The organism is Microbacterium deminutum (assembly GCF_039530205.1).
Classification (GTDB): domain Bacteria; phylum Actinomycetota; class Actinomycetes; order Actinomycetales; family Microbacteriaceae; genus Microbacterium; species Microbacterium deminutum.
In genome coordinates this window covers 101,635-127,392 of the sequence record NZ_BAAAOG010000009.1, presented here as the reverse complement: position 1 = coordinate 127,392, position 25,758 = coordinate 101,635, and the positions used below count along the sequence as shown (strand labels likewise).

25 protein-coding genes are annotated in these 25,758 nt (G+C 66.5%); 11 read left to right on the top strand and 14 right to left on the bottom strand.

The genetic code is table 11. From position 1 onward, the window contains the following. Window positions 1-28 precede the first annotated feature (28 nt). From ABD212_RS16965 to ABD212_RS16940, 6 genes are all read right to left on the bottom strand, one after another. Window positions 29-1,306: a nucleotide disphospho-sugar-binding domain-containing protein gene (locus ABD212_RS16965; protein WP_344096911.1), complete on the bottom strand. Its 1,278-nt coding sequence runs from the start codon at window positions 1,304-1,306 to the stop codon at window positions 29-31. A gap of 466 nt (window positions 1,307-1,772) precedes the next feature. Continuing rightward, window positions 1,773-2,783, bottom strand: a complete 1,011-nt coding sequence (locus ABD212_RS16960; RefSeq protein WP_344096909.1) for an alpha/beta fold hydrolase — start codon at window positions 2,781-2,783, stop codon at window positions 1,773-1,775. A 132-nt stretch (window positions 2,784-2,915) separates the two neighbouring features. After that, window positions 2,916-3,254 carry a hypothetical protein gene (locus ABD212_RS16955; protein ID WP_344096906.1) on the bottom strand — a complete coding sequence of 113 codons (339 nt, stop codon included), beginning with the start codon at window positions 3,252-3,254 and terminating at the stop codon, window positions 2,916-2,918. Between the two features lie 124 nt (window positions 3,255-3,378). Beyond that, window positions 3,379-3,543 (bottom strand): VOC family protein, encoded by a 165-nt coding sequence (locus ABD212_RS16950; RefSeq protein ID WP_344096904.1) that lies wholly within the window; start codon window positions 3,541-3,543, stop codon window positions 3,379-3,381. A gap of 662 nt (window positions 3,544-4,205) precedes the next feature. After that, window positions 4,206-5,429 carry a HAMP domain-containing sensor histidine kinase gene (locus ABD212_RS16945; protein WP_344096902.1) on the bottom strand — a complete coding sequence of 408 codons (1,224 nt, stop codon included), beginning with the start codon at window positions 5,427-5,429 and terminating at the stop codon, window positions 4,206-4,208. Beyond that, window positions 5,426-6,076 (bottom strand): response regulator transcription factor, encoded by a 651-nt coding sequence (locus tag ABD212_RS16940; RefSeq protein WP_344096900.1) that lies wholly within the window; start codon window positions 6,074-6,076, stop codon window positions 5,426-5,428. The genes ABD212_RS16945 and ABD212_RS16940 overlap by 4 nt, the downstream gene beginning before the upstream one ends. 137 nt (window positions 6,077-6,213) lie before the next feature. Here ABD212_RS16940 and ABD212_RS16935 point away from each other — a divergent pair, with 137 nt between their 5' ends. The 4 genes from ABD212_RS16935 to ABD212_RS16920 are packed head-to-tail and all read left to right on the top strand — an operon-like array spanning window position 6,214 to window position 9,797. Then, complete coding sequence (locus ABD212_RS16935; RefSeq protein ID WP_344096898.1) at window positions 6,214-6,807, top strand: hypothetical protein; 594 nt, start codon at window positions 6,214-6,216, stop codon at window positions 6,805-6,807. Next, on the top strand, window positions 6,800-7,906 hold the full coding sequence (locus tag ABD212_RS16930; protein ID WP_344096896.1) for a peptidoglycan-binding protein: 1,107 nt from the start codon (window positions 6,800-6,802) through the stop codon (window positions 7,904-7,906). Before ABD212_RS16935 ends, ABD212_RS16930 begins: the two co-directional genes overlap by 8 nt. After that, complete coding sequence (locus ABD212_RS16925; RefSeq protein WP_344096894.1) at window positions 7,903-8,586, top strand: ABC transporter ATP-binding protein; 684 nt, start codon at window positions 7,903-7,905, stop codon at window positions 8,584-8,586. Before ABD212_RS16930 ends, ABD212_RS16925 begins: the two co-directional genes overlap by 4 nt. An 8-nt stretch (window positions 8,587-8,594) precedes the next feature. Continuing rightward, window positions 8,595-9,797: an ABC transporter permease gene (locus ABD212_RS16920; protein WP_344096892.1), complete on the top strand. Its 1,203-nt coding sequence runs from the start codon at window positions 8,595-8,597 to the stop codon at window positions 9,795-9,797. Between the two features lie 349 nt (window positions 9,798-10,146). Here ABD212_RS16920 and ABD212_RS16915 read toward each other — a convergent pair whose 3' ends face one another. Next, window positions 10,147-10,740: a methyltransferase family protein gene (locus ABD212_RS16915; RefSeq protein WP_344096890.1), complete on the bottom strand. Its 594-nt coding sequence runs from the start codon at window positions 10,738-10,740 to the stop codon at window positions 10,147-10,149. Between the two features lie 367 nt (window positions 10,741-11,107). Between ABD212_RS16915 and ABD212_RS16910 the strand changes: the two genes are divergently transcribed. The 4 genes from ABD212_RS16910 to ABD212_RS16895 all read left to right on the top strand — a co-directional run bounded on the left by ABD212_RS16910 (window position 11,108) and on the right by ABD212_RS16895 (window position 14,036). After that, the gene (locus tag ABD212_RS16910; protein ID WP_344096888.1) at window positions 11,108-11,749 is read left to right on the top strand and encodes a nitroreductase family protein; all 642 of its coding nucleotides are present in this window, start codon (window positions 11,108-11,110) and stop codon (window positions 11,747-11,749) included. A 254-nt stretch (window positions 11,750-12,003) separates the two neighbouring features. Further along, a complete protein-coding gene (locus tag ABD212_RS16905) occupies window positions 12,004-12,354 on the top strand; it encodes a metallopeptidase family protein (RefSeq protein ID WP_344096886.1) in 351 nt (116 codons plus the stop codon). A 267-nt stretch (window positions 12,355-12,621) separates the two neighbouring features. After that, complete coding sequence (locus tag ABD212_RS16900) at window positions 12,622-13,059, top strand: SRPBCC family protein (RefSeq protein ID WP_344096884.1); 438 nt, start codon at window positions 12,622-12,624, stop codon at window positions 13,057-13,059. Window positions 13,060-13,664: 605 nt separating this feature from the next. Further along, window positions 13,665-14,036, top strand: coding sequence for a VOC family protein (locus ABD212_RS16895; RefSeq protein WP_344096882.1), 372 nt, complete (start codon window positions 13,665-13,667; stop codon window positions 14,034-14,036). 311 nt (window positions 14,037-14,347) lie between these two features. Here the strand turns inward: ABD212_RS16895 and ABD212_RS16890 are convergent, their stop codons facing one another. The 3 genes from ABD212_RS16890 to ABD212_RS16880 all read right to left on the bottom strand — a co-directional run bounded on the left by ABD212_RS16890 (window position 14,348) and on the right by ABD212_RS16880 (window position 16,652). Then, window positions 14,348-15,286, bottom strand: a complete 939-nt coding sequence (locus tag ABD212_RS16890) for a glycoside hydrolase family 43 protein (RefSeq protein ID WP_344096880.1) — start codon at window positions 15,284-15,286, stop codon at window positions 14,348-14,350. Between the two features lie 541 nt (window positions 15,287-15,827). Beyond that, the gene (locus ABD212_RS16885) at window positions 15,828-16,337 is read right to left on the bottom strand and encodes a DUF1990 domain-containing protein (protein ID WP_344096878.1); all 510 of its coding nucleotides are present in this window, start codon (window positions 16,335-16,337) and stop codon (window positions 15,828-15,830) included. Window positions 16,338-16,346: 9 nt separating this feature from the next. Beyond that, complete coding sequence (locus tag ABD212_RS16880; RefSeq protein ID WP_344096876.1) at window positions 16,347-16,652, bottom strand: hypothetical protein; 306 nt, start codon at window positions 16,650-16,652, stop codon at window positions 16,347-16,349. A gap of 131 nt (window positions 16,653-16,783) precedes the next feature. Here ABD212_RS16880 and ABD212_RS16875 point away from each other — a divergent pair, with 131 nt between their 5' ends. Continuing rightward, window positions 16,784-18,217, top strand: a complete 1,434-nt coding sequence (locus ABD212_RS16875) for a glycoside hydrolase family 15 protein (RefSeq protein WP_344096874.1) — start codon at window positions 16,784-16,786, stop codon at window positions 18,215-18,217. A gap of 299 nt (window positions 18,218-18,516) precedes the next feature. On the opposite strand, the gene ABD212_RS16870 is transcribed toward ABD212_RS16875, so the two are convergent. Together ABD212_RS16870 and ABD212_RS16865 are read right to left on the bottom strand one after the other, a co-directional pair. Beyond that, window positions 18,517-19,323: a cysteine hydrolase family protein gene (locus ABD212_RS16870; protein ID WP_344096915.1), complete on the bottom strand. Its 807-nt coding sequence runs from the start codon at window positions 19,321-19,323 to the stop codon at window positions 18,517-18,519. A gap of 209 nt (window positions 19,324-19,532) precedes the next feature. Then, complete coding sequence (locus ABD212_RS16865; RefSeq protein WP_344096872.1) at window positions 19,533-21,311, bottom strand: bifunctional metallophosphatase/5'-nucleotidase; 1,779 nt, start codon at window positions 21,309-21,311, stop codon at window positions 19,533-19,535. Window positions 21,312-21,813: 502 nt separating this feature from the next. Here ABD212_RS16865 and ABD212_RS16860 point away from each other — a divergent pair. Next, entirely contained in the window at window positions 21,814-22,950 is a 1,137-nt protein-coding gene (locus ABD212_RS16860; RefSeq protein ID WP_344096870.1) for an aminotransferase class I/II-fold pyridoxal phosphate-dependent enzyme, read from the top strand. 459 nt (window positions 22,951-23,409) lie between these two features. Next, on the top strand, window positions 23,410-24,711 hold the full coding sequence (locus ABD212_RS16855; protein ID WP_344096868.1) for a glycosyltransferase: 1,302 nt from the start codon (window positions 23,410-23,412) through the stop codon (window positions 24,709-24,711). Window positions 24,712-24,911: 200 nt separating this feature from the next. On the opposite strand, the gene ABD212_RS16850 is transcribed toward ABD212_RS16855, so the two are convergent. Together ABD212_RS16850 and ABD212_RS16845 are read right to left on the bottom strand one after the other, a co-directional pair. Beyond that, a complete protein-coding gene (locus tag ABD212_RS16850) occupies window positions 24,912-25,331 on the bottom strand; it encodes a hypothetical protein (protein WP_344096866.1) in 420 nt (139 codons plus the stop codon). 10 nt (window positions 25,332-25,341) lie between these two features. Next, window positions 25,342-25,653, bottom strand: a complete 312-nt coding sequence (locus ABD212_RS16845) for a PadR family transcriptional regulator (RefSeq protein ID WP_344096863.1) — start codon at window positions 25,651-25,653, stop codon at window positions 25,342-25,344. Window positions 25,654-25,758: the final 105 nt, after the last annotated feature.

Genomic DNA, 25,758 nt, shown 5'->3' with positions numbered 1-25,758 from the left:
TCGTGAGGGCGTTCGTTACACCATGCCGTCAGCTTCGCAGCATGGCTTCAGCTTCGTCAGCCGCGCTGGGCGTCGTTGCGGCTTCCTGCGCGAGGATGTGCGCGAAACGGCGAGCCGCTGCCGTGTACTGAGGATTGTCCAAGATGTCGGCGACAGCCGCCGCAATCTTGTCCGGCGTCGACTTCACGCTCAGGCGTACGCCGGCACCGTGCCGAAGAGCTCGCACCGTGTTGTCCTTCTGGTCGCGGCCCATCGGTATGCACACCAGCGGGACACCGGCTGCGAGAGCTTTGATGAGGGTGCCGTGGCCGGCGTGAGTGATGACGGCCGATGCCTCGGGGAGTATCCGGCTGTGAGGCGCCGCCTGAACGACCTCGACATTCGGCGGCGCCTCGATTTCGTCCGGACCTAGCGCGGGGCCGGTCGTGATGAGCCCACGGACCGGCAGCTGGCCCAGTGCCCGAGCGATGCGCTGCAGCAGGTCGACCTGGTGTTGGAAGATCGAACTGGTGGCGACGAGCACGAGCGGGTCGGTGCCCTGAGAATGCCACTGACCCGCAGCCCACCCGGGGTCCTCCAGCTGTGGCCCGACGTATCTGACATTGGCCGGCAGTCGCGGGGCGACGAAGTCGAACGACGGACTGGTCATGACCAGCACCTTCATGCATCGGTCGAACAACTCGAACACGTCGCGCAGCGGCGGCTGTCCGTAGCCTGCCACCACGACGTTGAGCCGTGGCAGGGTGAGGTCCAGGAGCCACGAAGCGGTCTTCGGCGCCACCGAGTCCCTCGCCCGGCGAAGCACACCCGGGCCTGGCGACCAGCCGGTTCCCATCAGCGGCAGGCCGGGTGTCGGCCGCAGGTAGGTCTGTGCAAGCAGAGCGGCGGTCGGCAGGCCGGTCGATTGGGCGCCGATCAGAATTCCGGGCAGGGCATCGGCCAGGACGGCATCCACGGGGAACTCGCGAACGGTCGCCACGACGTCGTCGGCGTAGCGCCTGGTCATCTGTTTCCCAGCAAAGTCTTTGACCGCCCGGAAGGCGCGCACCGGATTGCGCCCCTCCATCGCGGCGATCACTGCCGTCTGCTCGGATCGGGAGTCGAAATGGGGCGCATCCCGCCATGGGCTGAAAGCGCAACCCGCCGATCTGGCCGACGCTTCGATCGTCGGATCCGCCAGTACGTGCACGGCATGACCCCGCCGGACGAGTTCGGCGGCGAGACCGATGGCGGGCGGGACGGTCCCGCCCGCGTCGATCAACGCCAACAGGAATCGGGCAGCACCTCGCCGCAGCTGTTCAGCCATCACTAGCCGGCGCTCGCCAGATCAGGCACACGGCGCTGGCCATCAGCCCTTCGTCGACCATGACCATCCCCTCACTGATCCGCATCGCGCAGCAAGTCTCGCTCTCACTTGGAGGCGCCGCAATGTCAGTCTTCGTCTGCCCGCCGACAGCCTTCATCGCCAGGCAGGTTGAGTACGGCGGTTGTTCCAGAAGAGTCAGCCCGCCGACGGGCGGTCTGTCACCGTGCCGCATCGGATGGGGGCGACACCGGTGCCGTGGTCCGGGTGCGGCTCATATCCACGAGCGCTGGAAAGGTTGAGATCGTGCACGTGCCGGGCGAACGTCAGCCAGTGGTGGGGGCAGATGAGCGCTGCCGACAGAGACGAGGCCCGTGGACTGTTCCGGTCCATGCGCGCAGATTCGGGCTTCGTCAATGACCTTCGCCAAGGGCCTCCGCGCTACGCTGACGCGCGGCGGCAGGCGATGTCAGCTGTTCACATCCCAACGCTTGTCAACGCCTCCAGGTACGGTCTCAGCCGTAGACGGTCTCTTGTCGAGTTGTGCGAGCAAGCGGATGGTGTCGAGGACTGCATCGGGCTGCTCGATAGCGGCGAAGTGTCCGGCGGTGTGGACGGTCACTTGAGTGAAGTCCGGGATGAGTTTCGCGAACTCGGTGCAGTCCGAGTCGCGGACGAAGAGGTCTCGTCCGCCGCGGACCGCCAGTACCGGGCAGGTGATGGCGCGCCAGGTCGACACGTCGTACGCGGCGGCGGCGCGCGCCGCGTCGATGAACGCACGCGGTCGCAACTCTTCCGAGAACGCATCTATCACGCTGTGGTGGACGTGCGCCGGTTCGGCGAACAGCGGGGCGCTGAGGACGCGGAGGATCCCCGCGCTGTTCAGCGCGCGCACCAAGTGAGCGCCCACCGCACCCAAACGTGCGAGCAGGTGCATGATCAGCAGCATCCCGGCGAATCCGGGCAGGGTGACCCAGCCGCGTACCGTGTGACGGATCGCGTCGATCACGGCGGGACCCGAGGGTGAGATGAGGAGCACCCCCGCCGCGTGGCTGGGCGCGCAGGCGGCGAGATCGAGGGCGACGAAGCCGCCGAGCGAGTGGCCGACCACGATCCAGCGTCGGTAGCCCAGCGCCCCCGCGACTTCGCACACCACGCGGCTCAGCCGCGCTGCGTCGAGCCCGGATGCCGGGGCACGACTCTCACCCCATCCAGGCAGGTCGATCGCGACCACGTTGGTGAGCGGGTTCCCCGACCGCTCCGCTGCGAGGAGGAGCGGCGTCCAGGTCGTCCATGACCCCGCAGCACCGTGAAGCAGGATCGTCGCGGTACCGCCGGTGGCCGCACTCGCCCGCACGATGACGCGTCCCCAGGACGTCGTCACCACCTGCCGGCGGAGCCCGAGCGCGCGGTCATTCGCGGTCAGCGCGGGGCTTCGCCGCTCCATCGGGGGGTTGTTCGAGAGAATGTCGGAGGTCACGCAACTGATTCGAAGCCAACACCGTTCCGGATTTCCTCGAGGACAAGGCAGTGCCCCAGCCTCGCCGGAGCGGGCGGCTGGACAGCAGGAGTTCCAGACCCGGGCGGAGACGTGGCGTCGGCGCGTGAGGATTCACGCGAGACCGTGGATCACCCTGATGTTGCCGTCAACGGCGGTGGCGTTCGCCCCGTTGTTTTCAACGGCTACGAACACGCCCGTGCCGAACACCGGCACAGAAATCGCGATCGTGTTGAACCGGCCGAAGTCACCTTGTCGGGCTGTGGCGTAGCCGTTGTTCGGTGTCGGTCCGAAGTGCACGCGCCAATGCACGTCCGCCTGCGGTGAGGTGATCGAGAACATCAGCTCGACGGTGCGAGCGTCTGCGACGTCGAAGACGACGCTGCTGATGTTCGCGCCCGGGGCGAGCGGCGTCTGGATCGGGATGAGAATGTCGTACGTCGCGCCAACCATGATGCCCTCCAGTCCTTCGCGCCGATATTGCGCCGCAGCGGAGGAGCACGCACGCGCGCGCCGTGATACATCGGCAACTGGACGCTTCCGTGGACGAGCGGTGGAGGGTCGGGGTGCGCGCACCTCACTTGTCGTGGTGCACGATGTTGAAGACATTGCCGTCGGGGGCGCGGACGAAGAATCGGTGCACCCCCCAGGCCTCGTGGGTCAGCGGGTACACGATCTCGTATCCGCGCTGCTTGACCTCTGCGTAGGCCGCGGTGACGTCCGGCGTCAAGATCGACGCCACGGGATCGAACGGAGCGGATGCGTCGCGTGTGACGAGTTGGATCCGTACGGCCTGGTCGCACGCACTGGGCGCGGGGGCGGAGAATCGCGCCACCCAGCCCAGGTCGGCATCGGGCCTGTGCGGGGGTTGATGTCGATGTGGATGGCATCGACCGTGGCGGGGGCGTATCAGCACGATCCGGAGAGACCTCAAAGCTCATGAATGTGCAGAACGGAGGAACCACTGATGGACCCGATACAGGTCCTGGAGGACCAGAGGAGCAAGCTCCAGATTGTCCGGTTGACTGTGGCGGGTGCTGCCCGGTCGGAGTATTCGAGGGCGATAGCTCAAATGGACGCGGCCATTCACACGCTGTTGGTTGCGCAGTTCGCACAAGAGTTGGAGACGCTGTGACAGCTGGCGTGCCCGCGGCGAGGATGGATTTCCACGGTGCAGAGAGAACTCAGATATCTCCACCAAGCCCAGAGGCGCTCGGCATTCACAAGACCCGCACCGCCACCAACCTCACGGCTGGGTACGGCTATCGGCTCTGAATCGGTGACGCGTCCCAGCTGAAGATGCCGAAGGTCGTGTCGGTCGACGCGTGGTGCGCTTCCCGGTCCAGCCCGGCGACGTGCGCGACTCCGCTCGGAACGGGGAACGTACCGAACGGGCTGCTTGTGTCAGGCGTCTGAGAGTTCGACTGCGGGCGGGGTCGCAGCGGATGCGGGGGCGGACGCTAAGCGCAGGCGCACGAAGATGTCCAGACCGCCTTGCTCACGCGCGATCGCTCCCACGGTTCCGCCGTGGGCTGTCGCGATGGTCTCGACGAGGGCGAGGCCGAGCCCGAAGCCCTCGGTTCCGACCCGTTCGTCTAGCCGCGTGAACGGCTGGAAGATGTCGCCCAACCGATCCGGTGGCACCGGCTTGCCGGTGTTGACGATACGGATGGTTGCGAAAGGGTCCGAGGAGGTGACTTCGATGCGGACATCCCCGTGCGGAATGTTGTAGCGGATCGCGTTGGAGACCAGGTTCGACACCAGCCGCTCGAGGAGGAGCCGATCCCCGTCGACCGTCGTCTCCTCGATCCGAACCTCATGGGTCAGTCCGCCGAAGTCCGAACGCTCCACCACCGCTTCGACGAGAGCGCCGAACTCGACGCGCTGGGGGGAGCGGATGGTGCCTTCGTTCTGGGCGAGTGTGAGCAGGGTGGTGATCAGTGCGTCCGCGTTCACGACCTCTGCCCTGACATCCTCGCCCATTGCGACGAGTTCGGCGTTCGTCGGCGACCGCTTCCCGAGTACGACGTCGAGGGTGGTGCGCATGACCGTCAACGGTGTGCGCAGTTCGTGGCTGGCATTGGCGATGAACCGGCGTTGGGCGAGGAACGCGAATTCCAGCCGGTCGAGCATCGCGTCGAATGTGTCGCCGAGTTCACGGATCTCATCGTGCGGCCCCGACAGTCCGAGCCGTTGGCTCAGATTGTTCTCGCTCGCAGTCCGCGCCGCTTCCGTGAGGCGTTGGATGGGCCTGAGGATGCGTCCGGCGATCAGCCAGCCGACAAAGGCGGCGAGAAGGGTGGTCACGACCAGGGTGAGCGCTGCGTACAGCAGGAGGTCGTCGAGCATCGCCTGTCGCTGTGCAGAGGCTGCCGCGGCAGCGCCGAGCTTGACGCTCGCCGCGCACTTCAACTTGAGGTTCTCGTCGATCGGCTTGGTGGACGAGCCCAGGTTGGCACAGGCCTTCTGGAAAGTCAGATCGGATGCCGGGTTGTTGATGTCGGCGACTCTGACGTTCTGCGCGACGAGAGCGTACGTGATCAGGAGGAGGATCGAACCACCGACGGCGAACAGTCCCGCGAAGAGCAGGGTGAGCCGCGTACGGGCGGTGAGCCGGACCCTTCTCATAGTTGGTACCCGGCCCCGACGACGGTCGTGATCAGCGGCGGCTCGCCGAGCTTCTTGCGCAGCCGTGCGATCGTCACCGCGACGGTGTTGGTGAACGGGTCGGCATTCCTGTCCCAGACATGGTCGAGGAGCTCCTCCGCGCTGACGACGGCGCCGTCCGCCGAGGCCAGGTATTCGAGCACGCCGAACTCCTTGTGCGTCAGCACGATGAGACTGCTGCCGCGGGAGACCCGCAGGCGCGCACGATCGATGGTCAGGTCGTGGCGCACGACGACAGCCGGCCGTGATGGTTCGCGCCGCGCCAGGGCCCGGACCCGCGCGATCAGCTCCTCGAACGCGAACGGCTTGCACAGGTAGTCGTCGGCGCCGAGTTCGAGGCCGGCGACGCGATCATAGATCTCGCTCGCGGCGGTGAGCATGATCACGCGAGTCTCGCCACCATCCCTGGTCAATTCGCGGCATACGCGATCCCCGTGGACGACCGGGATGTCGCGATCGAGGACCACGACGTCGTAGGGGACTGCATCCGCCTGCTCCAGCGCGCGTGCGCCGTCGTAGACGACGTCGGTGGCCATACCGGCATCGCGCAGGCCCTCCGCAATCCGATCTGCGAGCACCTGGTGGTCCTCGACGACGAGTATTCGCACGGACCAATTGTGCGTCTGCCGGGATGACAACGGCCTAACACGGTCTGTTCGGCTGGTGTAACCGATCGCCTCGTACAACGGGATCAGGACCGGATGCATCCGTGTTCGGTCGACAGCTCGAGCTCAGGAGGTCGATCATGAAGATCATCGTCACGGCCGCAGCGGTTTGCTCCCTCGTTGTGCTGCTCACCGGATGCGCCGCTGGTACGTCCCGCGACGTGCCGCACCTCGGGGGCGGGGCGTCGCACGTCGCGGCAGGTGCCGCCCAGCCCGACAAGCTGCACGCGGCGGCGGAATGCATCCGTTCGCACGGCGTCCCGGGTTACCAGGATCCGGTCGTCGACGCGTCCGGGCATGTCTATACAGATTCCCGCAGCCTCCAGAACCTGAGCGACTCGCAATCGCAGGCGCTCGAACAGGCGTGTTCATCCCTCATCGCCTCGGCGGGATTCTCGCCCACGGACGAGCCCCCGGCGCCTCCCGCGCTCGTGGCCGCGGGTGTGAAGGCTGCGCAGTGCCTGCGCGCCAATGGTCTGCCCGACTACCGCGACCCGAACAGTTCCACGCCTTTCACCCCGGGCCACGGCTTCGGCCTCAGCGCCGACGAGATCCCGAACCACGGTGCGCTCGGAAAGCAGGACCCCTCGCTGCAGAGGGCATTCCACGCCTGCCGCAAGCTGCTGGACGCCGAGGTGCGGGCGTCGTCGCTGAGCGCCCTCGCTCGTGGCTGAGCGCGCCCTGCTGGGGATCATCGTCACCACCGCTGTGGTCGTCGGCGGATCGCTCGCCGGATTCCTGATGTTGCACGGTCAGGCATCCCGTGCGGCATCGGCCACCGACGTCCCGGTGGCAACCGCCGTCGTGAAACGTACGACCTTGTCGAGCTCGACCCAGCTGTCGGGAATCCTTGGGCACGGGCTTCCGACCCCCGTGTTCGGGGGATCTCCCGGCGGAACGGTCACAGCGCTTCCGATTCCGGGAACGAACGAACAGCGCGGGTCCTCACTGGTCGAGGTCGACGGTTCGCCTGTGACGCTGATGTACGGGGCACGTCCGGCCTGGCGCGACTTCCGGTGGGGCATGACGGATGGCCCGGATGTCGCGCAGCTCGAACGCAACCTGGTCGCTCTCGGCTATGCCACTGGACTCGACCTCACCGTCGACAGCACATTCACATCCATCACGCGAAGGGCTGTGCTGCACTGGCAGGCCGCGACCGGGCAGGCCCAGACGGGTGTAGTCGCGCTGGGCGCCGTCGTCTTCGAGCCGTCAGGCGTCCGCATCGCTTCAATCCCAACCCCCTTGGGCGCGCTGGTGCAGCCGGGAAACCCCGTGCTCATGGTCGACTCGTCCGCCGTCGGGGTCATCGCGGAGGTGCCGACGTCGCAGACCTACCTGGTGCACCGGGGAGACGCTGTCTCGGTCCTTCTTCCGTCTGGCGCGTCGCTGAACGGTCATGTGGCAGCGCTCGGGGACGTCGCGACGGCGAACACCGACTCGTCCGGTACCGGCGGCCAGCAGTCTTCAGGAGGACGCGGGGCGGACGTGACCCTGCCCGTCACGGTTACGCTCGACCAACCGACGGCCGCCGCCGGACTCGACCAGGCGCCCGTGACTGTCAACGTCACAGACAAGACGGTCGAGAATGTCCTGGCCGTGCCGATCACTGCCCTTGTCGCGCTCAGCGAGGGCGGCTACGCGGTCTACGTTATGCACGGCCGTGCCCGACAGCTCACCGGGGTAACCCCCGGCCTCTTCGCGTCAACGCTGGTGCAGGTAACGTCGGCGGGGCTCCACGAAGGCGACATCGTCGAGGTGCCGGCACCATGAGCGCGGCGGTGCTCCTCGCCGACGTGAGCAAGTCCTACCCTTCGCCCACGCCCGTGAATGCGCTCGTTGACATCTCCCTTCGCATCGAGACGGGTGAGACGGTGGCGATCACAGGTCCGTCCGGGTCCGGCAAATCGACGATGCTGAACATCCTGGGGACGCTCGAGGTGCCCACCACCGGAAGCGTGGCCATCGACGGCATCGACGCCTCGACCCTCACCGACGATGCACTGTCTGCGCTGCGCGCCAACTGCATCGGCTTCGTCTTCCAGCAGTTCCACCTGCTCCGCCACCTCAGCATCCTCGACAATGTGGCGACCGGCCTGCTCTACCGGGGTATCGCCGGGAAGGAGCGGAGATCGGCGGCTCGCGACGCGCTGGAACGCGTCGGGCTCGCGGAGCGCAGCGGCCACCATCCCGGCCAGCTCTCCGGCGGTGAGCAGCAGCGTGCGGCGATCGCGCGCGCGATCGTGGGCAACCCCTCGCTCGTGCTCGCCGACGAGCCGACCGGGAACCTGGACTCGGTGAGCGGCGAATCGGTCATCGAACTGCTTCGGGGGCTCGCCGGCCCGAGCACGACCGTCGTGGTGATCACCCACGACACGCGTGTGGCCGCCTCCATGCACCGTCGCGTCGTGCTGAGCGACGGACGGATCGTAGACGATTCCGGGGCCCGATGATGCGAGCAATGACAGCGCACCCAGGGCTCCGCTCGCGGCTACGTGCCGGCGAGGCGATTCGTCTCGCGGGCGTCGGGCTGGCGGCGCGGCGTACCCGGTCGATCCTCTCGGCGCTCGGAATCGCGGTGGCCGTCGCCGCCCTTGTCGCGGTGCTCGGTCTGTCGGATTCCTCGCAGGCGCGACTGCTGGCGCAGCTGGGCGCGGAAGCGAACCTCCTGACGGTCGCAACCGGCCAGACGTTCACCGGGAACATCACGCCACTGCCCACGACAGCAGAAACCATGATCGGGGCGATCCCACCGGTCGAGCATGTGACGGCTGTGGCGATCCTGTCCGGGGCGACGGTGCGGCGCAGCGCGGCCGTGCCGTCCATCGACACGTCGGGTATCAGCGTCGTCGCGGCACAAGGCTCCCTGCTGTCGGCGCTGGACGGGCGCCTCCTGCACGGGCAGTACCTGGGCCAGGTGGCCGATTCGTATCCCGAAGTCGTCCTGGGCTTCAGCGCCGCCCAGAACCTCGGGATCGACAGGCTCGGCCCGCAGACGCAGGTCTTCATCGACGGACGCTACTTCGCCGTCATCGGGATACTGGGCCCGATCACGGTCGCGCCCGAACTCGACGACGCGGTCCTCGTCAGCTATCCGCTCGCGAATGCGGAATTCGGGTTCGACGGCACACCGACCCGGATCTACGTCAGGACCGACCCGGATCGCACCGCAGCGGTGGCCGCAGTGCTCCCGTTCACGGCGTCCCCGGCCGCCCCCGACCAGGTCGAGGTTCGTCGCCCCTCCGACGTGTTGGCCGCACGGCTCGAGGCGCGCAATACGTTCGTGGACCTGTTCGTGGCGCTCGCAGGCGTCGCGCTCCTCGTCGGTGGCGTCGGGATCGCGAACATCATGGTCATCGCCGTCTTCGAGCGGCGAACTGAGATCGGACTGCGACGGGCGCTCGGTGCGCGGTCGCGTCACGTCGCGGTGCAGTTCTTCCTCGAGTCCATCCTGCTGTCGGCGTGCGGGGGTGTCGCCGGGGTCGCCATCGGGGCAGCCGTGACCTGGATCGTGGCCACGGCGCAGGGGAGCTCGCCGGTGGTGTCCGGCCGGGTCGCAGGACTGGCCGTCCTGGCCACCATCGTCGTCGGCGCGATCGCCGGGATCTACCCGGCGGCGCGAGCGGCCCGGTTAGCCCCGGCCCATGCTCTGCGCTCTGCGTGAACTGGAATCGCTCGCGCCGGTCAACGCCTCAAACCCGCCCACCGGTAAGGACCCGCTGCATCGCACTTCGCGGTAACGAGGATCTGTTCGGGATCACTGTCGGCGGGTCCGACGACAGGGGTCACCTCGGATCGGGGACCAAGTCGGCCTCCGACCGTCCCGTGCGGATGTGTTCATCATCCACTCAAGGGCGGGATGACCAGCGACCGTCGGGCTCGGGCGTGGATTCCGTACCGAAGCTGGGGGCAGGAGACGAAACCGCAGCGCCCGAATAGACCGCGTCCTCGCAGCATGGCGCTCGCTCAGCTGTCGCGTTTGCTGGACGCACTGACGGGAGGGAATACCGCGCTCACCAGACGAACGGGAGCAGCTTCCATGTCCGGGAGGTGTACGGGATGTAGCCGGGAAGATCGCGGCGCAGAAACTGCTCCTCCGCCTGCATACGGCGGACGTAGACGGCAGCGAGGAGCGACGGCACGAGGATAGCGACGGGCAGGCTGCGGGAGGCGAGAGCGAACCCGACCCAAGTGAGCAACGACCCCAGATAACCCGGGTGGCGAATCCACCTGTAGGGCCCGGTCTCGACAACAGCTTGTCGATCGTCCTCGGTGCGAAGCGTGCGCGAGTAGGACCGGCCCAAGGTTCGCATCGACCAGGCACGCACGCCGAGACCCGTCGCCTGGAGCACAAGCCCGACAGCGGCGACCGGCGGCGGCAGCGGACGAGTGGGAAGCGGCCGCGCGAGGATGGGGGCGCTGATCGCCAGACCGTACGCGGTCGCGATCATGCGGGTGGTTCCCTGGTCATCTTCCGAGGCAGTCAAGCTGGCCGCGCCGCCAGACCCGCGAAGTGCCTCGAGCGCGAGGAACCCTGCCAGCCCGCCGTACCCGGCGAGAAGCCATCCGATCTGTCTCCGCCGTCCCGCAGCCACAGATCCCAGCATGGCATCCTTCGTCGCCGGCGAAGATCGCCCCGGAATCCTGCGAGGGACGAAACCGGGAAGAGTTCCGACAAGCCGAGATCGCCGGATCGGTCTACCCGGGCTGGTCCGCCCGGATCGTGCACGGCACGCTCGCGGTGATGCCCGCTGGCGGTGGTCATGCGATCCGATCGGCCGGGACGCGCATGCACCCGAGGTGGGGATGTTCGCCGTGGTCACGATCACGCGGACGTTCGCCGGCGTACCGACAGGATTCGGTGGGTCTACGGCGGACGTGCCTGAAAGGTTGGCTCGCTCGCTGCGACACCGGCGTGCCGCGCTGCGAGACGAAGGAGCGCCGAGGGTTCCGAGCGCCCGATAATGTCGGGCTATGACCGGCGTACTCCCATTGAGCCCCGACGAGCTGCTGACGACGACCCGCTCCGTGCGGCGACGGCTCGACCTGGAACGACCCGTCCCGGTCGAGGTCGTCCGAGAAGCGCTCGAGGTCGCGCTCCAGGCGCCGACAGGGAGCAACGCGCAGACATGGCACTGGATCGTCGTCACCGACCCGGAGAAGCGCCAGGCGATCGCCTCGCTGTACGCGCGATCGTTCGCCCGGTATCGCGCGGCCAGTGCCCGCACCTACGCCGACCCCACGCGCCAGGCGGTGCAGCAGCGGGTTTCATCGAGCGCCGACTACCTGGCCGAGCACATGGGCGACGTCCCGGTCCTCGTGATCGGCGCGATCTTCACGGGCGACGAGGAGTTCGAGCCCGGAAGTCAGGCCGGTCTGTGGGGGTCACTTCTCCCTGCCGCCTGGAGCCTGCAGCTCGCGCTGCGGGCACGCGGTCTCGGCAGCGCCTGGACGACCCTGCATCTGGCGTATGAGCGCGAGGTCGCAGAGCTCCTCGGCATCCCGCCGAGCGTGCGCCAAGGCGTGCTGTTGCCCGTCGCGTACACCGTTGGAACGGACTTCCGACCCGCCCACCGTGCGCCGCTCGACGACGTCCTGCACATCGACGGCTGGTGAGGGTAAGGACGTTGATCCCCACGCGCGCTGAAGGCAGGCCGGTCGTGCACCGCGCGATGCGCGCTGAGCGGAGGGAGACCTTCGCGTGCGATCGCTGAATCGGCGATGCCCGTATCGCGTAGGGGGCGGGCGTGCCCATACCGATCCGTATGAGGGCAGTGCTCTCAAGGGGTTCGTTGTGTGCGGGTATGAGCGCGTGCGATCGGGATGAGGATGCGGTCGTTCGCTGCGCCGAGAGCGGGCAAGATGGGACCATGGTCGAGATCTCGGACGACGAGTTCGAGCGCATGGTGTCCGAGGTGTTCGACGCTCTGCCCGACGACATGGTCGGCGGGCTCGAGAACGTCGGGATCGTCATCGAAGACCAGCCCGTGGGGCAGCGGCCGCGGCTGTTCGGGCTGTACCGAGGACATCCGCTGACAAGACGCGGGGTCTACGGCTTCGGGGAGCTTCCCGACCGGATCACGTTGTACAAGAACAACATGCAGGAGCACAGCGCCGACCTCGACGCGCTGCGTACTCGGGTGCGCATCACGCTCGTGCACGAGATCGGGCACTACTTCGGGCTCGACGACGCCCGGCTGCGGGAGCTCGGCTGGGGGTAGCACGCCGCCACCCAGCGCGGCGCGACGCTAGGGCGAATGGATGGCGGGGTGCCGGACGGTGCACACTCAGCGCCGCACAGCCGCGTCCAGACCCGATCCTGGAGAGCGCGCCCTGAGGTGATGAACGACACCGTTCGCCCGCACGGGGTCCCTCTGCGAGCGTGGGCGCCGACGGAGGCTCGCCACGAAGCTCGTGAAGAATTGACGGTCGATCGGCCGTGTCGCCTTCGGTGCGCCAGGGGGGACCGCGGCGATAGCATTCGTCGCATGGCCGAGGAGCCCGCATCATCGATCACCGTCCATCACCACTTCGATGCTGTCCAGAAAGTCGTTTGGGACGCATGGACGGATCCGGCGCTCGTGCGTCGCTGGTGGGGCTCGGACCCCGACGGCGTCGTGACATCGGCGGCACTCGACGTGAGACCAGGTGGCCGTTTCGTCATCTCATTTCAAGATTCCAGCGGTGACCTGCACACCTGCACTGGCGAGTATCTCCGCGTCGAGGAAATGACCGAACTGGATTTCACCTGGTCGTGGGTCACCGAAACCAACCCCCCATCACGAGTGAAGGTGCTCTTCGCGGCGGATGAAACCGGGACGCGAATGCGTTTCGTGCACGGCGAGCTCCGCGGCGGGTCGGATCACGATTACGCACAAGGTTGGCGACGTACGTTCGCGAAACTGGACCGCGTCCTCACCGGCTAGCTCGGATCGCCACGACCGATCGGGTCTCGTCATCCACTCTCAGCGGGCGCTCGAGTGACTCGTTCACCTCACGCTCGTCATCGTCAGGAGCATCAGACGCGAGGCAGACGGGGGGTCCGCATTTGCACAAGCTCGGCAGACGTGCGCACAGTCCAGGGTGTCGGTCTCGGTCGTGTCCTGCAGTCGTCCGCGAAGACGCTCCGTGATTCGGCTGAAGCCATCCGCGCGCTTGGGCAACTGCCGGTCGAACGCGCCAGTCGCACCGATGTACCGCCATCATCCGCTACTGACCGCGGTCAAGGTTGCTCGCCCCGCAGATGTGAGACTCGTCTCCTCGTTCAGACGGGACGGTCGCTTCGCGTCCGTACGTCGGTCGCTGTGCAGGCTAGACGGTTGGACGCCCGTCGTCATCGTCGCAGCGATCTTGACCTCGACCAGTTGAGGCGTCGACGCGGACGCGAACGGGCTGAGCGCGGGGCCAGCGGCATCAAAGGCGTGGGGGCCCGCCGCGGCAGTCGGTCTACGGTTGGGGGGCGCATCGCGGACGTGCTCTGTCCGAAGTGCCTCCTAACCTGAGAGTGCAAGCCACGACCGAGAGGAACATCATGGACTGGAAGATCGAGCTGATCTTCGTACCCGTGTCGGACGTCGACCGCGCCAAGGAGTTCTATATCGGCATCGGCTTTCACGCCGATTTCGACTCCGAGCCGTACGAGGGTCTGCGATTCGTGCAGCTGACGCCCCCTGGTTCCGCGTGCTCGATCGCCATTGGCACTGGCCTGGGCAGCAAGATGGAGGCGGGCGGCCTGGACAACATCCAGGTCGTTGTGGCTGATGCGGATGCCGCGCTCGCGCAGCTTCGCGAAGCCGGCGTCGATGCGAACGGCGTAGACGAGCAGGAGTGGGGGCGATTTGTCACCTTCGCCGATCCGGATGGCAACACCTGGACTCTGCAGCAGTTGCCCGCGCACGGCTGAAGACCACGTCGGCGCATCTGACCCTCACTACGCCGAGTCTCTGGTCTCCCCGGAGGCATCCGATAGCCGGTCGTCTTGCGAGCAGCTCGTTCATTCGAGAGCCGATCGCCACTCACGACTCCAGCAGCAGGCAGGAGTCGTGAGGTCAGTGGTCGATCGTGTGTTGGACGAGTCATGACCGCAACGTGCTCGACGGGAATCGTCGCATCGCAACTGGGTCTCGGCCTAGCTTAAGAACGCATCCACTCGCGGAAACGACTGCGCATTGCCGCGTCGGATGTGATCGGCTCGCATGTCTGTATCGCGAGGGGCTAACCGACGATGTGGACGTCATCGGCGCCGATTTCAACCTCCACGAGTTTGACGCGCTCATTGGGGGTGTCGTTCGGCCAGTGGAAGACCAGGTATGCCTTGGAGGCATTGGTGAAGATCATGCCGTGGCCGCCGTTGCGCGCCCATATGGGTCGAGGTCTTTGGGTCCAGGGACCTAGGACTGTCCCGGTTTCGGACTTCGCGATTCCCATCGCGTATCCTTCCTCACCGAAACTGGACCAGAGCATCAGGAGATGACCGTCCGAGGATCGGAACAGGAACGGTCCGTCGGTGAAGAGGGGGTCCTTGCCGAGGTTAAGCTGCTCGGGTGGTTCCACTCCCTCGGGGAACCACAGTGGCTTGCTCCATCCAGCGCTCGATGCCGTGAACAGCAGTTCAGGCTGACCCACGGCTGTTTTCAGGTCGGACGAGAGCCGAATTGCCCACATCTCGCCATCAGAAATTCCGGGCGCACCGCCGGGCAGCCCCTCGGCGCCGCGGCTGTAGACCAGCCATGGCTGCAACCCGTCGTCCACGAAGAGTGTGCCGTCCAGGCACGGCACTTGTCGAGGCGTCAGGGGACCATCGCTCCATGGCGTGAACGGCCCGGTGGGATGACCCGAGACCAGTACCGCTACGCCACGGGGGCCGGCTCCTTTGCTCGAGTTGGCGAACGTCGCGAACATGTAGAACCGACCCTCGTATGGGTGAATCTCCGGGGCCCAGAACTGTGTGTCCGACCAGAAGTCTGGCGGCGGTCGGAAGGCCGGGATCGGGCCTTCCCAGTCTTCGAGATCTGCGCTGGTGTAACAGTCGAAGCCGGTTGCGGGACCGCCCCAGAGGTTTGCATCCGTCGTTCCCACCAGAGTGAAACGCCCTGGTGGTGACTCCAGGATGAAGGGGTCCCGCATGCGCACATCGGAGATCTTGCTGGTCATAGGGACTCCTATCCTCGCGTGCCAAACTGCTAACCCGATTGCTATGGCCACTGGCAGCGGTACACCCGCTCGCAACAAGGCCGAGGACGGTTTCGCTTAGTGAAAGTCGATTTCACCAGACTTCTGTCGAGACTGTACCTCAATCGGCGCTAAGTACCTATACACGCGACACCGCGACCCGCGTTCCAAACGGCCGCCAAGCGATCCCTATGCCTGCCGTCCTCGAAACGGGGACCTCTGCGGCGCTCTCCCGGGACAATCGTGATCAGAGTCGGGTCGCGGGGAAGACGAAGCCCCCGCGCGACTCAGTCGGCGGGGGCTCGCTTTGGTATTTCAACGATCGCGGCTGCTCATAATCTGTCCTTCCCTAGGGAACAAGGCGAATCTAGCCAGCAGGAGCAGCTTTGACAACGCCAGGTACCGCATCGCCACTGCCACCATGCCGGCTCAAGCCGCGAGCGACCCCCGATTAGGGCACACAGTCGGTGATCCGCTTGAGGGCGGGGTCCCGTCGCGAAGACCGAGCTCCCGAACGGAAACGCTATCCACCCGTTGGTGGCGTCGTGACGAGGGCTTTGAGGTAGCGGCGGGTCATTCGCGTCTGAACGCGGCGAGCGGCCGGTCCTCCGAGCCGGGTGAACCAACGCGCGGGCGAAGAAAACGCAACGATCCGGAAGATCACTTGGCCGGAGGGGTCGAGGCGGAGCTCGAAGCGCTCTTCGCCACGCTCCGGGTGGCCGGGCAGGGTCCCGTAGGCGAAGCCGCAGAGGCCGGTCGTCCTTTCTGCCCACACCACCTCGCAGGGAATCCTGAATGTCAACGGCCCGAGACGCAACAGCATCCGCACGTGCGTGCCCTCGCGCAGCGGGATGTCGGACAGGTGGATGGTTGCACCAGCCCGACGTTGCACCATTCCGGCGAACAGATCGTCGGACGCTCGCTCGAACTCTTCCCGACCATGGCCGACGACGCACTCAGCGCGAACGTGGTGGTACCCGGCCGGCAGCTCGCCGGAAGTGGCCCCGACTTCGCGATAGGTGACGTTGAGCATCCGCCCAGGCTAAGTGCTGTTGTTGAAAAGCCACTTCTCCAGCGTCCCGGGCGCGCGGCCAAGCATCATCCAGGGCTGAGTTGATGAATGATCCCTCAGCGGCATGGCTCGCCACAGTCCGGGGCCGTGGTCGCTGGTTCTCTGTTGCAGCGCGACGTCGGCAACCGCCGCGCGTAACGCGAGCGCCCACCGGGTGACGTTGTCGAGGAAGAACGGTTCCTCGGTGCCGGGGACGCAGGTCGTCGCCGGACGGACGGGGATGCCGGCCCTTCGACGACAGAGGTCGAGACCGACCGTTCTGCCGGCCTTGCGCACTTGATCCCCATTCAATTCGCGACAATCATGACGACAGCGGCCGCGTCGTCGGCGTAGGGGAGAAGCGCCGCGAAGACCTTCCGTTGATCCGCGAGTTGACCTAGGCCTCTTCAAGGGAATGGAGTTTGCAGATGTCCTTGTCCGGAACCAGTGCAGCCACGATTCGTGCCCGGACGAACCGGCCTGCCGGCATTTCCCGGGCACGGGTGAAAGTGCAAAACTCCTTCGCCCCAGGAGGGGTCGATCTGGCGTCGCTGGTGCCGCTCATGTACACATTCATGTTTCGGAACATCGCCAGTGACGGCTTCATCTTCAGCGACCCGCAGGCGCCGGGTGACATTTCCAGGGACTCGATGCCGGGCTGCGTGATCGCCGCCCCATCCTTCCCGGCTGATACTCCAGGCATCGACGAGGACTATGTCTTCAACTGGGTGCGCGATGCGGCTATCGCGGCCATGGAGGTGGCTAAGGCCGGCATGCCCCCAGGCCCAGGAGGGACCGTGGAGACGCTCAATAACTATGTAAGGTTCGCGGGCCTCTGCCGGTCCAACATCCAACCCCCGTTGAGCCAGGGTCACGCGTGCTTCACCATTGCCGGAGACCCCCGCCCATGGACCGAGCAGAACGATGGTCCGGCGTTGCAATCGACCAGTCTTCTAGCCGCGTATGATCAGCTCGATCCCGACATCCAGAGTCAGGCAGCCGGGCTGGTGAATGCGAATGTGGCCTTCCTCCTCGAGGTCTACAAGGCTCCCACCACAAATCTCTGGGAGGAGCACACCGGCTACAGCCTCTTCGCCAGGTCCGCCCAGCTTCGCTGTTTCGAAGACATCGAAGCATCAACCATCGCCGGTATCGACAAGCCCGCTGGGCTGCAGCCCGCGATTGACTGGCTCCGCCAAGCCGTAGCAGGACACTGGGACGGAGGCAAGTACGTGAGTCTGATGGCCGACTCCGGTAACGGGGTCCCGCCATCGCCCCACAATCCGGTCGTCAGCGATTATGACCCGAACATCGACGTCGTCCAGTCAGCCATTTACGGCGCCATTCCCGTCGGGGACACCAAACTGCTGGCCACGGCGGCCCAGCTGCGATCGCAATGGGAGGAGGGCGGCATCGTCTTCTACCCGATCAACAAGGCGGATAAGGAGAAGTACGGCATCGGGCCGCTGTTCGGCCGTTACCCCGGCGATGTCTACGATGGCGACACCTCGCACCCGATACCAGGTGGTCATCCTTGGGCCCTGTCGACGTGCAACGTTGCTGAACTGCATTACCAGCTCGCCGCCGATATCAGGGCGAACGGGAACGTCCCCGTAGATGACTTGTCAACACGATTCTTCGCCCAATCCGGCATCGGCGCGTCGACCGCCCCCGCGTCCGCTGCCGCCGCCTTGGTCGCGACCGGCGACTCGATGCTGCGTGCCGTTATCTACCACAGTGACAACTTGGAGCTCTCGGAGCAATTCGACGGCGCAACCGGCTTTGAGCGCAGTGTTCACAACCTGACATGGAGCTACGCTGCCTACTTGTCCGCCATGAGAGCCAGAGTTGAGGCGATGTGACGTTGAAGGCGTAAGCGACACCGTCTCGACCGGAGCGACTTGCGGCGAGCTCGACGCTGGCCGGGTCGGGCGAGGGCGGCTCAGGCGGGGATCAGTGCGCCTGCTCAGAGTGGGCCATCACGGTTCAGGATTCCGCTCGTGGCGAGCGACGAGGCTGCGCAACCCTGCCATCGACGTCGTGGCAGAGTCCCACCGTGGCCGCGACGACGCCAAAGACCCCTGCGCTGTGAGCCCAACAGACGACACAGGCCGGGCGGCCGACGCACGAATGTCCTCCCGACGAGCCTCGCCCGCGACCATCAGAGGCGCGTGAGGAACTCCTCGGTCGTGAGGGTCTGCCCGAACTGGTAACGGAAGCGTGCGAGCGCGACGTTGTGGGCGAGTTCGCCCGGCACCCCGTCGAAGGGCTGGGACGCGCACGCGTCGCTGAGGATGACGACCTTGGTGCCCGCCATGCTGAGACCATCGGCCGTCGTGGTGACGCAGATCGGTGTCGTCAGGCCACCGATGACGACCGTGTCCCAGCCTCGGTCGTCCAGCAGGGCAGGCAATTCGCTCGCGGCGAACGCGGAGAAACCCTTCTTGACGATGCTCAGGTCTCCGTCGACGAGCAGGTCGGGGTGGAACTCGCAGTTGGCGCTTCCGAGCATGAGCGGGTGGACGAGTACGATCTCGTCGCGGATCGCTGCGGGGAAGTCGTCGGGGGTGTATGCCTCTCGAATCATCACGACGCGCCCTCCTGCGGAACGCCACGCTCGTGCCGCGACGCGGAAGTTGTCGATAGCGGCGGACGCACCAGGGACATGTTCCCAGGCCCCCTCACCGAAGGCCTGCTGGAAATCGATACCGATCAGCACCGTGCGGAGCGGGCTGAGATCATAGGGGGGTTCGAGACGTGGATGCGGCACGATACCTCCCACAGGACGGCGATTGGGTCTGATGATCCACGTCAACTGTCGACACGTCAAGGCTCCGAGGCATCCACGGGACGGCTGACTCGAGTGCGCCGAGCCGACTGTCGCGACCCGAAGGTGGGCCTGTGCGACGCGAACATGGCCCGTGGGTTTCCCCCGTCTCGTCACAACGGCGCACAGATCGGGCGGCATGGCGACCCCACGATGGCGGAGAACGAGATCAAAGATCAGCGTGCTCTTTCCGCTCGCGTGAGTCCCCGATAGGACCACCCGCATGACGCGACAGTAGAACATCGCCGAAGCGACACCACCCCGAAACTCAACCCGCCCCCAACGGATCCCTGTCCGTGCACCAAGGTGCTGGGGTCGGTGTTGATCTGACTGTTGTCGTCAGGGTGCTGTCATGGAACTACTGTGACCCGGTTGTGCGGTCCTGGCCCCCGCGGTGCGGCGCCGAGGTACGCGGCGAGCGAATCGACGTCGAACCCCGGTGCAGTGACACGGTCGGTGGCGGCGGTGAGGTTGGTGAACCCGTCGCCCCCGTTCGCTAGGAAGTCGTTGGTGCTCACCCGGTATGTCGCTGCGGGGTCGATCGGGGTGCCGTTCAGCGCCAGGTTGCTGACCTTGTTCCCGAGCGGCGCGGATGCGGAGTATTGGTAGGTGAACCCGTTCGACACCTGCAGGATCCTCGTCACGGTCTGCCCGGCGTAGCCCACGAACTGCTGTTCGAGGACCTCTTTCAGCTGGGCGCCGGTGACCGTCACCGTGACCACGAGGTTGTTGAACGGTTGCACCGTGAACACCTCGCCGTACGTCACCTGACCCGGTGCCTCTCCACCCGGTGAGTTCCCGAACACCAGGTCGGCTCGGATGCCACCGGGGTTCATCAGCGCGACCTGGACCCCGGCGGCCGACGTGTAGGCGACCATGCCGTCGGCGATGACGTCGCCCAGTGCGCTCTCGCCCGCAGGGTTCACCGTCCGGGTGATGTCGGCCGTGATCGACCCGACGACCCGGTTGGCCAGCGGCGCCACCGCGATGCGGTACTTGTCTGCGATCACCTTGGCGGCGGCGTCGACCGTCACGGGGTTGCGGACGTATACGCCCGGGGCTGACTGCTGCCATGTCCCGTCCGCGTTCTTGACTCCGTTCTCGACGATCAGGTTGTGCGCGTCGGCCGCGACGATCTTGTCGGTCTTCTTGTCGACCGTCATGCTGATGTCCGTCAGCAGGGTGCCGTTGCTCCCGGCGCTGGTCACGACGGTGCTGGCGCCCGAGGAGTTGGGCAACGCGCAGGTGTACGACCGGTGCGTGTGGCCGCTGACCACCACGCCGTACGCCGGGTCCAGCTTCGAGACGATGTCGGTCACTGCGCCCGAGAAGCCGACGCAGCCGCTCGGGTCCTGAGGAGCAGGTCCGCCCTGCTGGCCGCCCTCGTGCAGCAGCAGGACGATCGACTTCACGCCGAGAAACCGCAGCGCGTGGGCGTAGAAGTTCGCCGTCGTCGCCTCGTCGAGGAACTTGACGTTGGCGACGCCGGCCGGGTTGACGATGCCGCCAGTCCCCTCGAGTGTCATCCCGACGAAGCCCACCTTGACGCCGCCCACGTTCTTGATCGTGAAGGGCAGGAGGATCGGCAGTCCAGACTTCTTGTAGACCACGTTCGCCGCCAGCATCGGGTACTTCGCCCCGGCGAACCCATCGCCGTCCTGGCAACCGTCGACGGGGTGGCAGCCGCCCTTCTGCAGGCGGAGGAGTTCGGCGACGCCCTCGTCGAATTCGTGGTTGCCGACGCTCGTCACGTCGAGCCCGAGGCTGTTCATCTCCTCGACCGTGGGCTCGTCGTGGAACGCCGCGCTGACCAGCGGGCTCGCGCCTACGAGGTCTCCGGCCGCCACCGTGAAGCTGTACGGCGACTCCGCCTTCTGCACGGCCCGCAGCTTCTTCACCGCGGTGGCGAGGTACTCGACCCCGCCCGCCGGTGTGCCGTTGACCAGCCCACCACTGCCCGTGGGAGGGTCGATGGCGCCGTGGAAGTCGTTGAAGGCGATGAGATTGACGGTCACGGTCGCCGACTTCGGGGCCGCCCCCGTGGCCTCAGCGGTGGCAGCGCCGGTGAGGACCAGTGCCAGGGCGGCGACGAAGGCAACGGCGGCCCGACGCGGGCGAAAGATCGACATGGGGGCTCTCCTCGGTCAGGTCGGACTAGGAGCAACACTGCCCGCCTGGGAGGGGTTTGGGAAGTCCATCTTTGCTCGCTCGCGTGACTGGACCCCATCCGGGCGCCGAACGCCAAAGGGAGGTCGGCGCGGGCGGTCTTGATCCCCATCTGAGACGCTGAACGAAGCCAGCCAAGACTGCCCGCGTCCGGAGTAAGCAGTCAGTTCTGCCGAATTTGCGCGGACGTCGATGGGCTCGAACGCATGGTTCGGCTGTTCGGTCTTCTGATGAAGCGCCGGGACGACCGCGCGATGCAGGAGCTCAATCCCGACCGCCCTGTGCCCCCGATGAAGTAACCGTCAGCATCAGCCCGGCCCGTCGCAAGCTCGGCGTCCTGGGAGTGATTGACGCATGTCGCGGGCCTTGGGAAGCTGGCAGAGTCCCGTACGCGGTGCTGGGGATGGGGTGATCGCGGTGTTGATGTCGGCTCGCGCGACCGGAGCGATGGCTTCGGTGCAGGTGGTGACCAGGTTCCTCGCACGGATCCAGGCGCTCGGGGATAATCCCGACGCGCTGGATTTCACGTTCGGCAATCCGCACGAGATGGCGTTGCCCGGTTTTTCCGCGGCCCTCCGTGCCCAGGTGGAGCCACGGTCGGTCGACTGGTTCGCCTACAAGACCAGCGAGCGTGAGGCGCAGGAGGTTGTCACGGCCGGATTACGGGCCGAGCTGGGATTGGCCTTCGAACCCGAGGACACCGCGATGACGCAGGGCGCGTTCGGTGCCATCTCCCTGGCGTTGGCGTTGCTGGCGGACGCAGGCGATGAGGTTGTCATCCCGATCCCCGGCTGGTTCGCGTACGAGCCCATGTTGCGCCTTGCAAACCTCATTCCCGTGCGCGCCGCACTCAACCCTGCAAACTTCGACCTGGATGTCGACGCGATCGCCCGGGCGATCACGCCGCGCACGCGGATCGTGATCGTCAATTCGCCGGCGAATCCGACCGGTCGTGTCTACCCGAGGGCGGACTGGGACGCATTGGCCGAGATCCTCGAGGAAGCTTCCCGCACTCACGGGCGACGTATCTGGCTGCTCTCGGACGAGCCTTACCGGCGCATCCGCTTCGACGGGATCCCGTTCGCAAGCCCGGCCGCCTCGTACCCGTGGACCGCGATCGACTACAGCTACGGCAAGGTGCTCCTTGCCCCCGGGCAGCGGCTGGGGTACCTCGCGCTGTCCCCGCTCCTTCCCGCGCAAGAGCGGAGTGAGCTGCGCGCTGCTCTCCTGCCGTTGGGAATCGCGATCGGATGGGGATTCCCTGATGCGGTCATGCAGTTCGCGGTGCCGGCGCTGGAGACGCTCTCGATCGACATCGCCGAGCTGACCCGCAAGCGCGATCGGCTGTATAGGGCGCTTGATGATGCCGGATTCGAGGTCACCCGCCCGGAGGGCACCTTCTACCTGTGGGGCAGAGCACCTGGCGGCGATGCGCTCTCGTTCTGCGGCGCACTCGAGGCGCGAGGCGTCTACCTGATGCCCGGGAGTCTCTTCGATCAACCGCATCACTTCCGGGTGTCGCTCACCGCGACGATGGAGATGATCGACCGGGCCATCCCACACCTCACGGACGTTGCTGCGGAGTTCGGCAAGGACGCATAGCCGAGCCGCAGCGACTCCCTCAGCGACCACGGCTGCCTATCGACGCGATCCAAGGAGTATGCGACTCAGCGCACGACGCTTGCCGGCATGTCGGCTATCAGGCGTCCGCTCACAACCTGGGATGAAGCAGGTCGGAAACCTCGGCCTCGGGCACGCATAAGGATCCTCCTACGCGCGAGGGCATGAGGTGAGTAGCTGGACTTGGATCGACTACTGACTTGCCGCAGCGGGTCCGTACTCGGGCAATGCACCAAGGGGGCTCGGCTGCGGGTATTCGCGTGCCTGGTTGCTTCCCCGTTCGAGTACCGGCTTGCGTTGGGGAGTGCTGAGCCCACCAGGGGCCGCGCCTCTGGCCGCGGTGACGGCGTACTGGCGGTGGGCACGTGCGGATTGTGAACGCCGGCGCCGCGCCGGGCTCGCGCTCGCGGGATCCTGATTCCACACGGCATCCTGGGTCGCATGGCCCGCTTCCTGCTCTCGGCAATGCCGTTCACGGGGCATATCAATCCCATTCGCGCGATGGCGACTGCGCTCGTCGCCCGCGGACACGACGTGCGCGTCTATTCGGGCGACGCGTTCCGCGCGGCCGTCGAGTCGACGGGTGCCCGGCTCGTCCCCTGGCATCACGCTCCCGACTTCGATGAGACTGACCTCGCCGCGACGTTCCCTCGGCTCCGGGGCAGGAAGGGGCTCAGCCAGCTCCTCATCAACGTCGAAGACGTCTTCATCAACACCTCTGCCGCGCAGGTGCAGGATCTTCGGGACGAGTGGGTCAGGGAACCGTGGGATGCCATCGCCGGCGACGACGTCTCGATCGGCGCGGCGCTGTACGCCGAGCAGAACGGCGGCCCATGGGCAACGATCTCGATCATCCCGCTCAATCTCGCCGGGACGCAGGGTCCTCCCGCCGGACTGGGTCTGTGGCCCGGTACGAACCCGTTCACCAAGGCGAGGGATGCCGCCCTCCGCGCGACTGCGCCGCTCATCGCCCGATCGCTCGTGAAGGCCATCGCGAGATCCGAGGAATCTATCGGCCTCCGGCCGCGAGGGCTGACCATGGAGAAGATCGCCTTCTCACGACAGCTCATCGTTGCGAGCGGATCCCCGCTGCTGGACTTCGAGCGCACCGACCGGCCCGACTTCCTGCACTTCGTCGGCGAGCTCCGGATGCCTCCGCAGGCGTCGCCTGCGCTGCCGGCATGGTGGAGCGAACTCGAAGGCCGACGGGTCGTACATGTCACGCAGGGGACGCAGAACATCGATCCCGCCGACCTCATCGTGCCGACGCTCGAGGCCCTGGCCGACCGCGACGACTTGCTCGTCGTGGTGGCGACGGGCGTCCCCGGAGATGATGAGCTGCCCTTCCCCGTCTCCTCCAACACGCGGGTCGCAGGATTCCTGCCTTACGCGGAGTTCCTTCCGCGAGTGGATGTCGCCCTGACGAATGGAGGATGGGGCGGGACGCTCGCGATGCTCGCCCACGACATCCCCCTCGTGATCGCTGGAGGGGACCTCGACAAACCCGAGATCGCCTCCCGCGTCGCATGGACCGGAGCAGCCGTCAACCTCAAGACCGGCACGCCAACCGCGGATCAGGTCGCAGCCGGATTCGACAGGGTCACGACAGACCCGTCATACCGGGATGTCGCAGCCCGCGTCGGCGCACAACTGCGGTCGCTCGGCGGAGCTGCACGAGCAGCCGAACTGCTCGAGCAGCTCGCTCAACCGGCGGACGAGTCGACCCTTCGATCCGGCGACTGACACCGGCTAAGTCTGGCTCGGCGTGTCTTGGGGTCGGCGTGATCGTGGCGACCCGTGATCGGGCTGTCGAGTTGCGTCGCGCCACGATACTTGCTGGGCGCTTCCGAGGCGGCTCACGCGCGCCGGGTCCTGGAGAGCGTGGAGCGGCGTTGCGTGAGCCCGCAGATCGAGGCCCGTGGCGCGGTGCGCGATCGGCGAGCCTAGCCAACCCCCCCTATGGGGGCGGAGCGCTTGGGGTCGGGGCCCCAGGGATACTCCATCCGATCCTTGCCGCACTTGGTGCAGCGCTGGTAGCGCTCGCCGTCGGGGGTGCTCTGCACCTCCCAGTGGTGTCGGATGTTGAGCAGACATAGCAGCGGCTTGCTCCGCAGAATGGTCAGAATTGTCTTCCCCTCCCGCTGTGGGTGTGACGTGGCGGAACGCAACGACCACGAAGACGCCACGATCTGGAGTGCGTGGGCGGTCTGGCGCGCGGGGGTCATCCCGTACAGCTCTGCCAGGAACTCCTGCCGGTAGCGATCACGCCGGGAGCCGCCGGGAAGGACCCGTCCCGCCAACGAGATGAGAAGCGAGGGCACGAACGCCGGGGTCTGAAGTTCCGGCGCCTCACGGTCCATCATGATCAGTGCCTCACTCCCCAGGCTGTGGAATCAGGGACGTCCTCGGCGCGCGGCGGGACTGATAGGCCATGGCGAGCGCGTTTCGCGCAGCTTCAGCGCCTTGCGCGTCGACCTGGTAGTACCGGCGGGCGGGGCGGCCCGCAACCGATGGGTCGATGTCCTCCCATCGGGACGTCACCCAGCCGAGTCCCTCCAGCCGCGCCAGGATCGGGTGCACGGTTCCGCTGGGCAGCCCGGCCTCGGCGCCGATCTCCACGCCGTAGAGCTCGCTATCAGGGTTGCTCAGCAGGGCGCGCAGGACCAACTGGGTCGGAATGGTCATCCTCGGAGCTTTCGCAGTCACAGTTGTACTCTACCTAGGGACTAGGTAGAGTACAAGTCTCAAGATCCTGTGCCAGCTCGAGGCGGGGGAACCCGACTTCTCGCA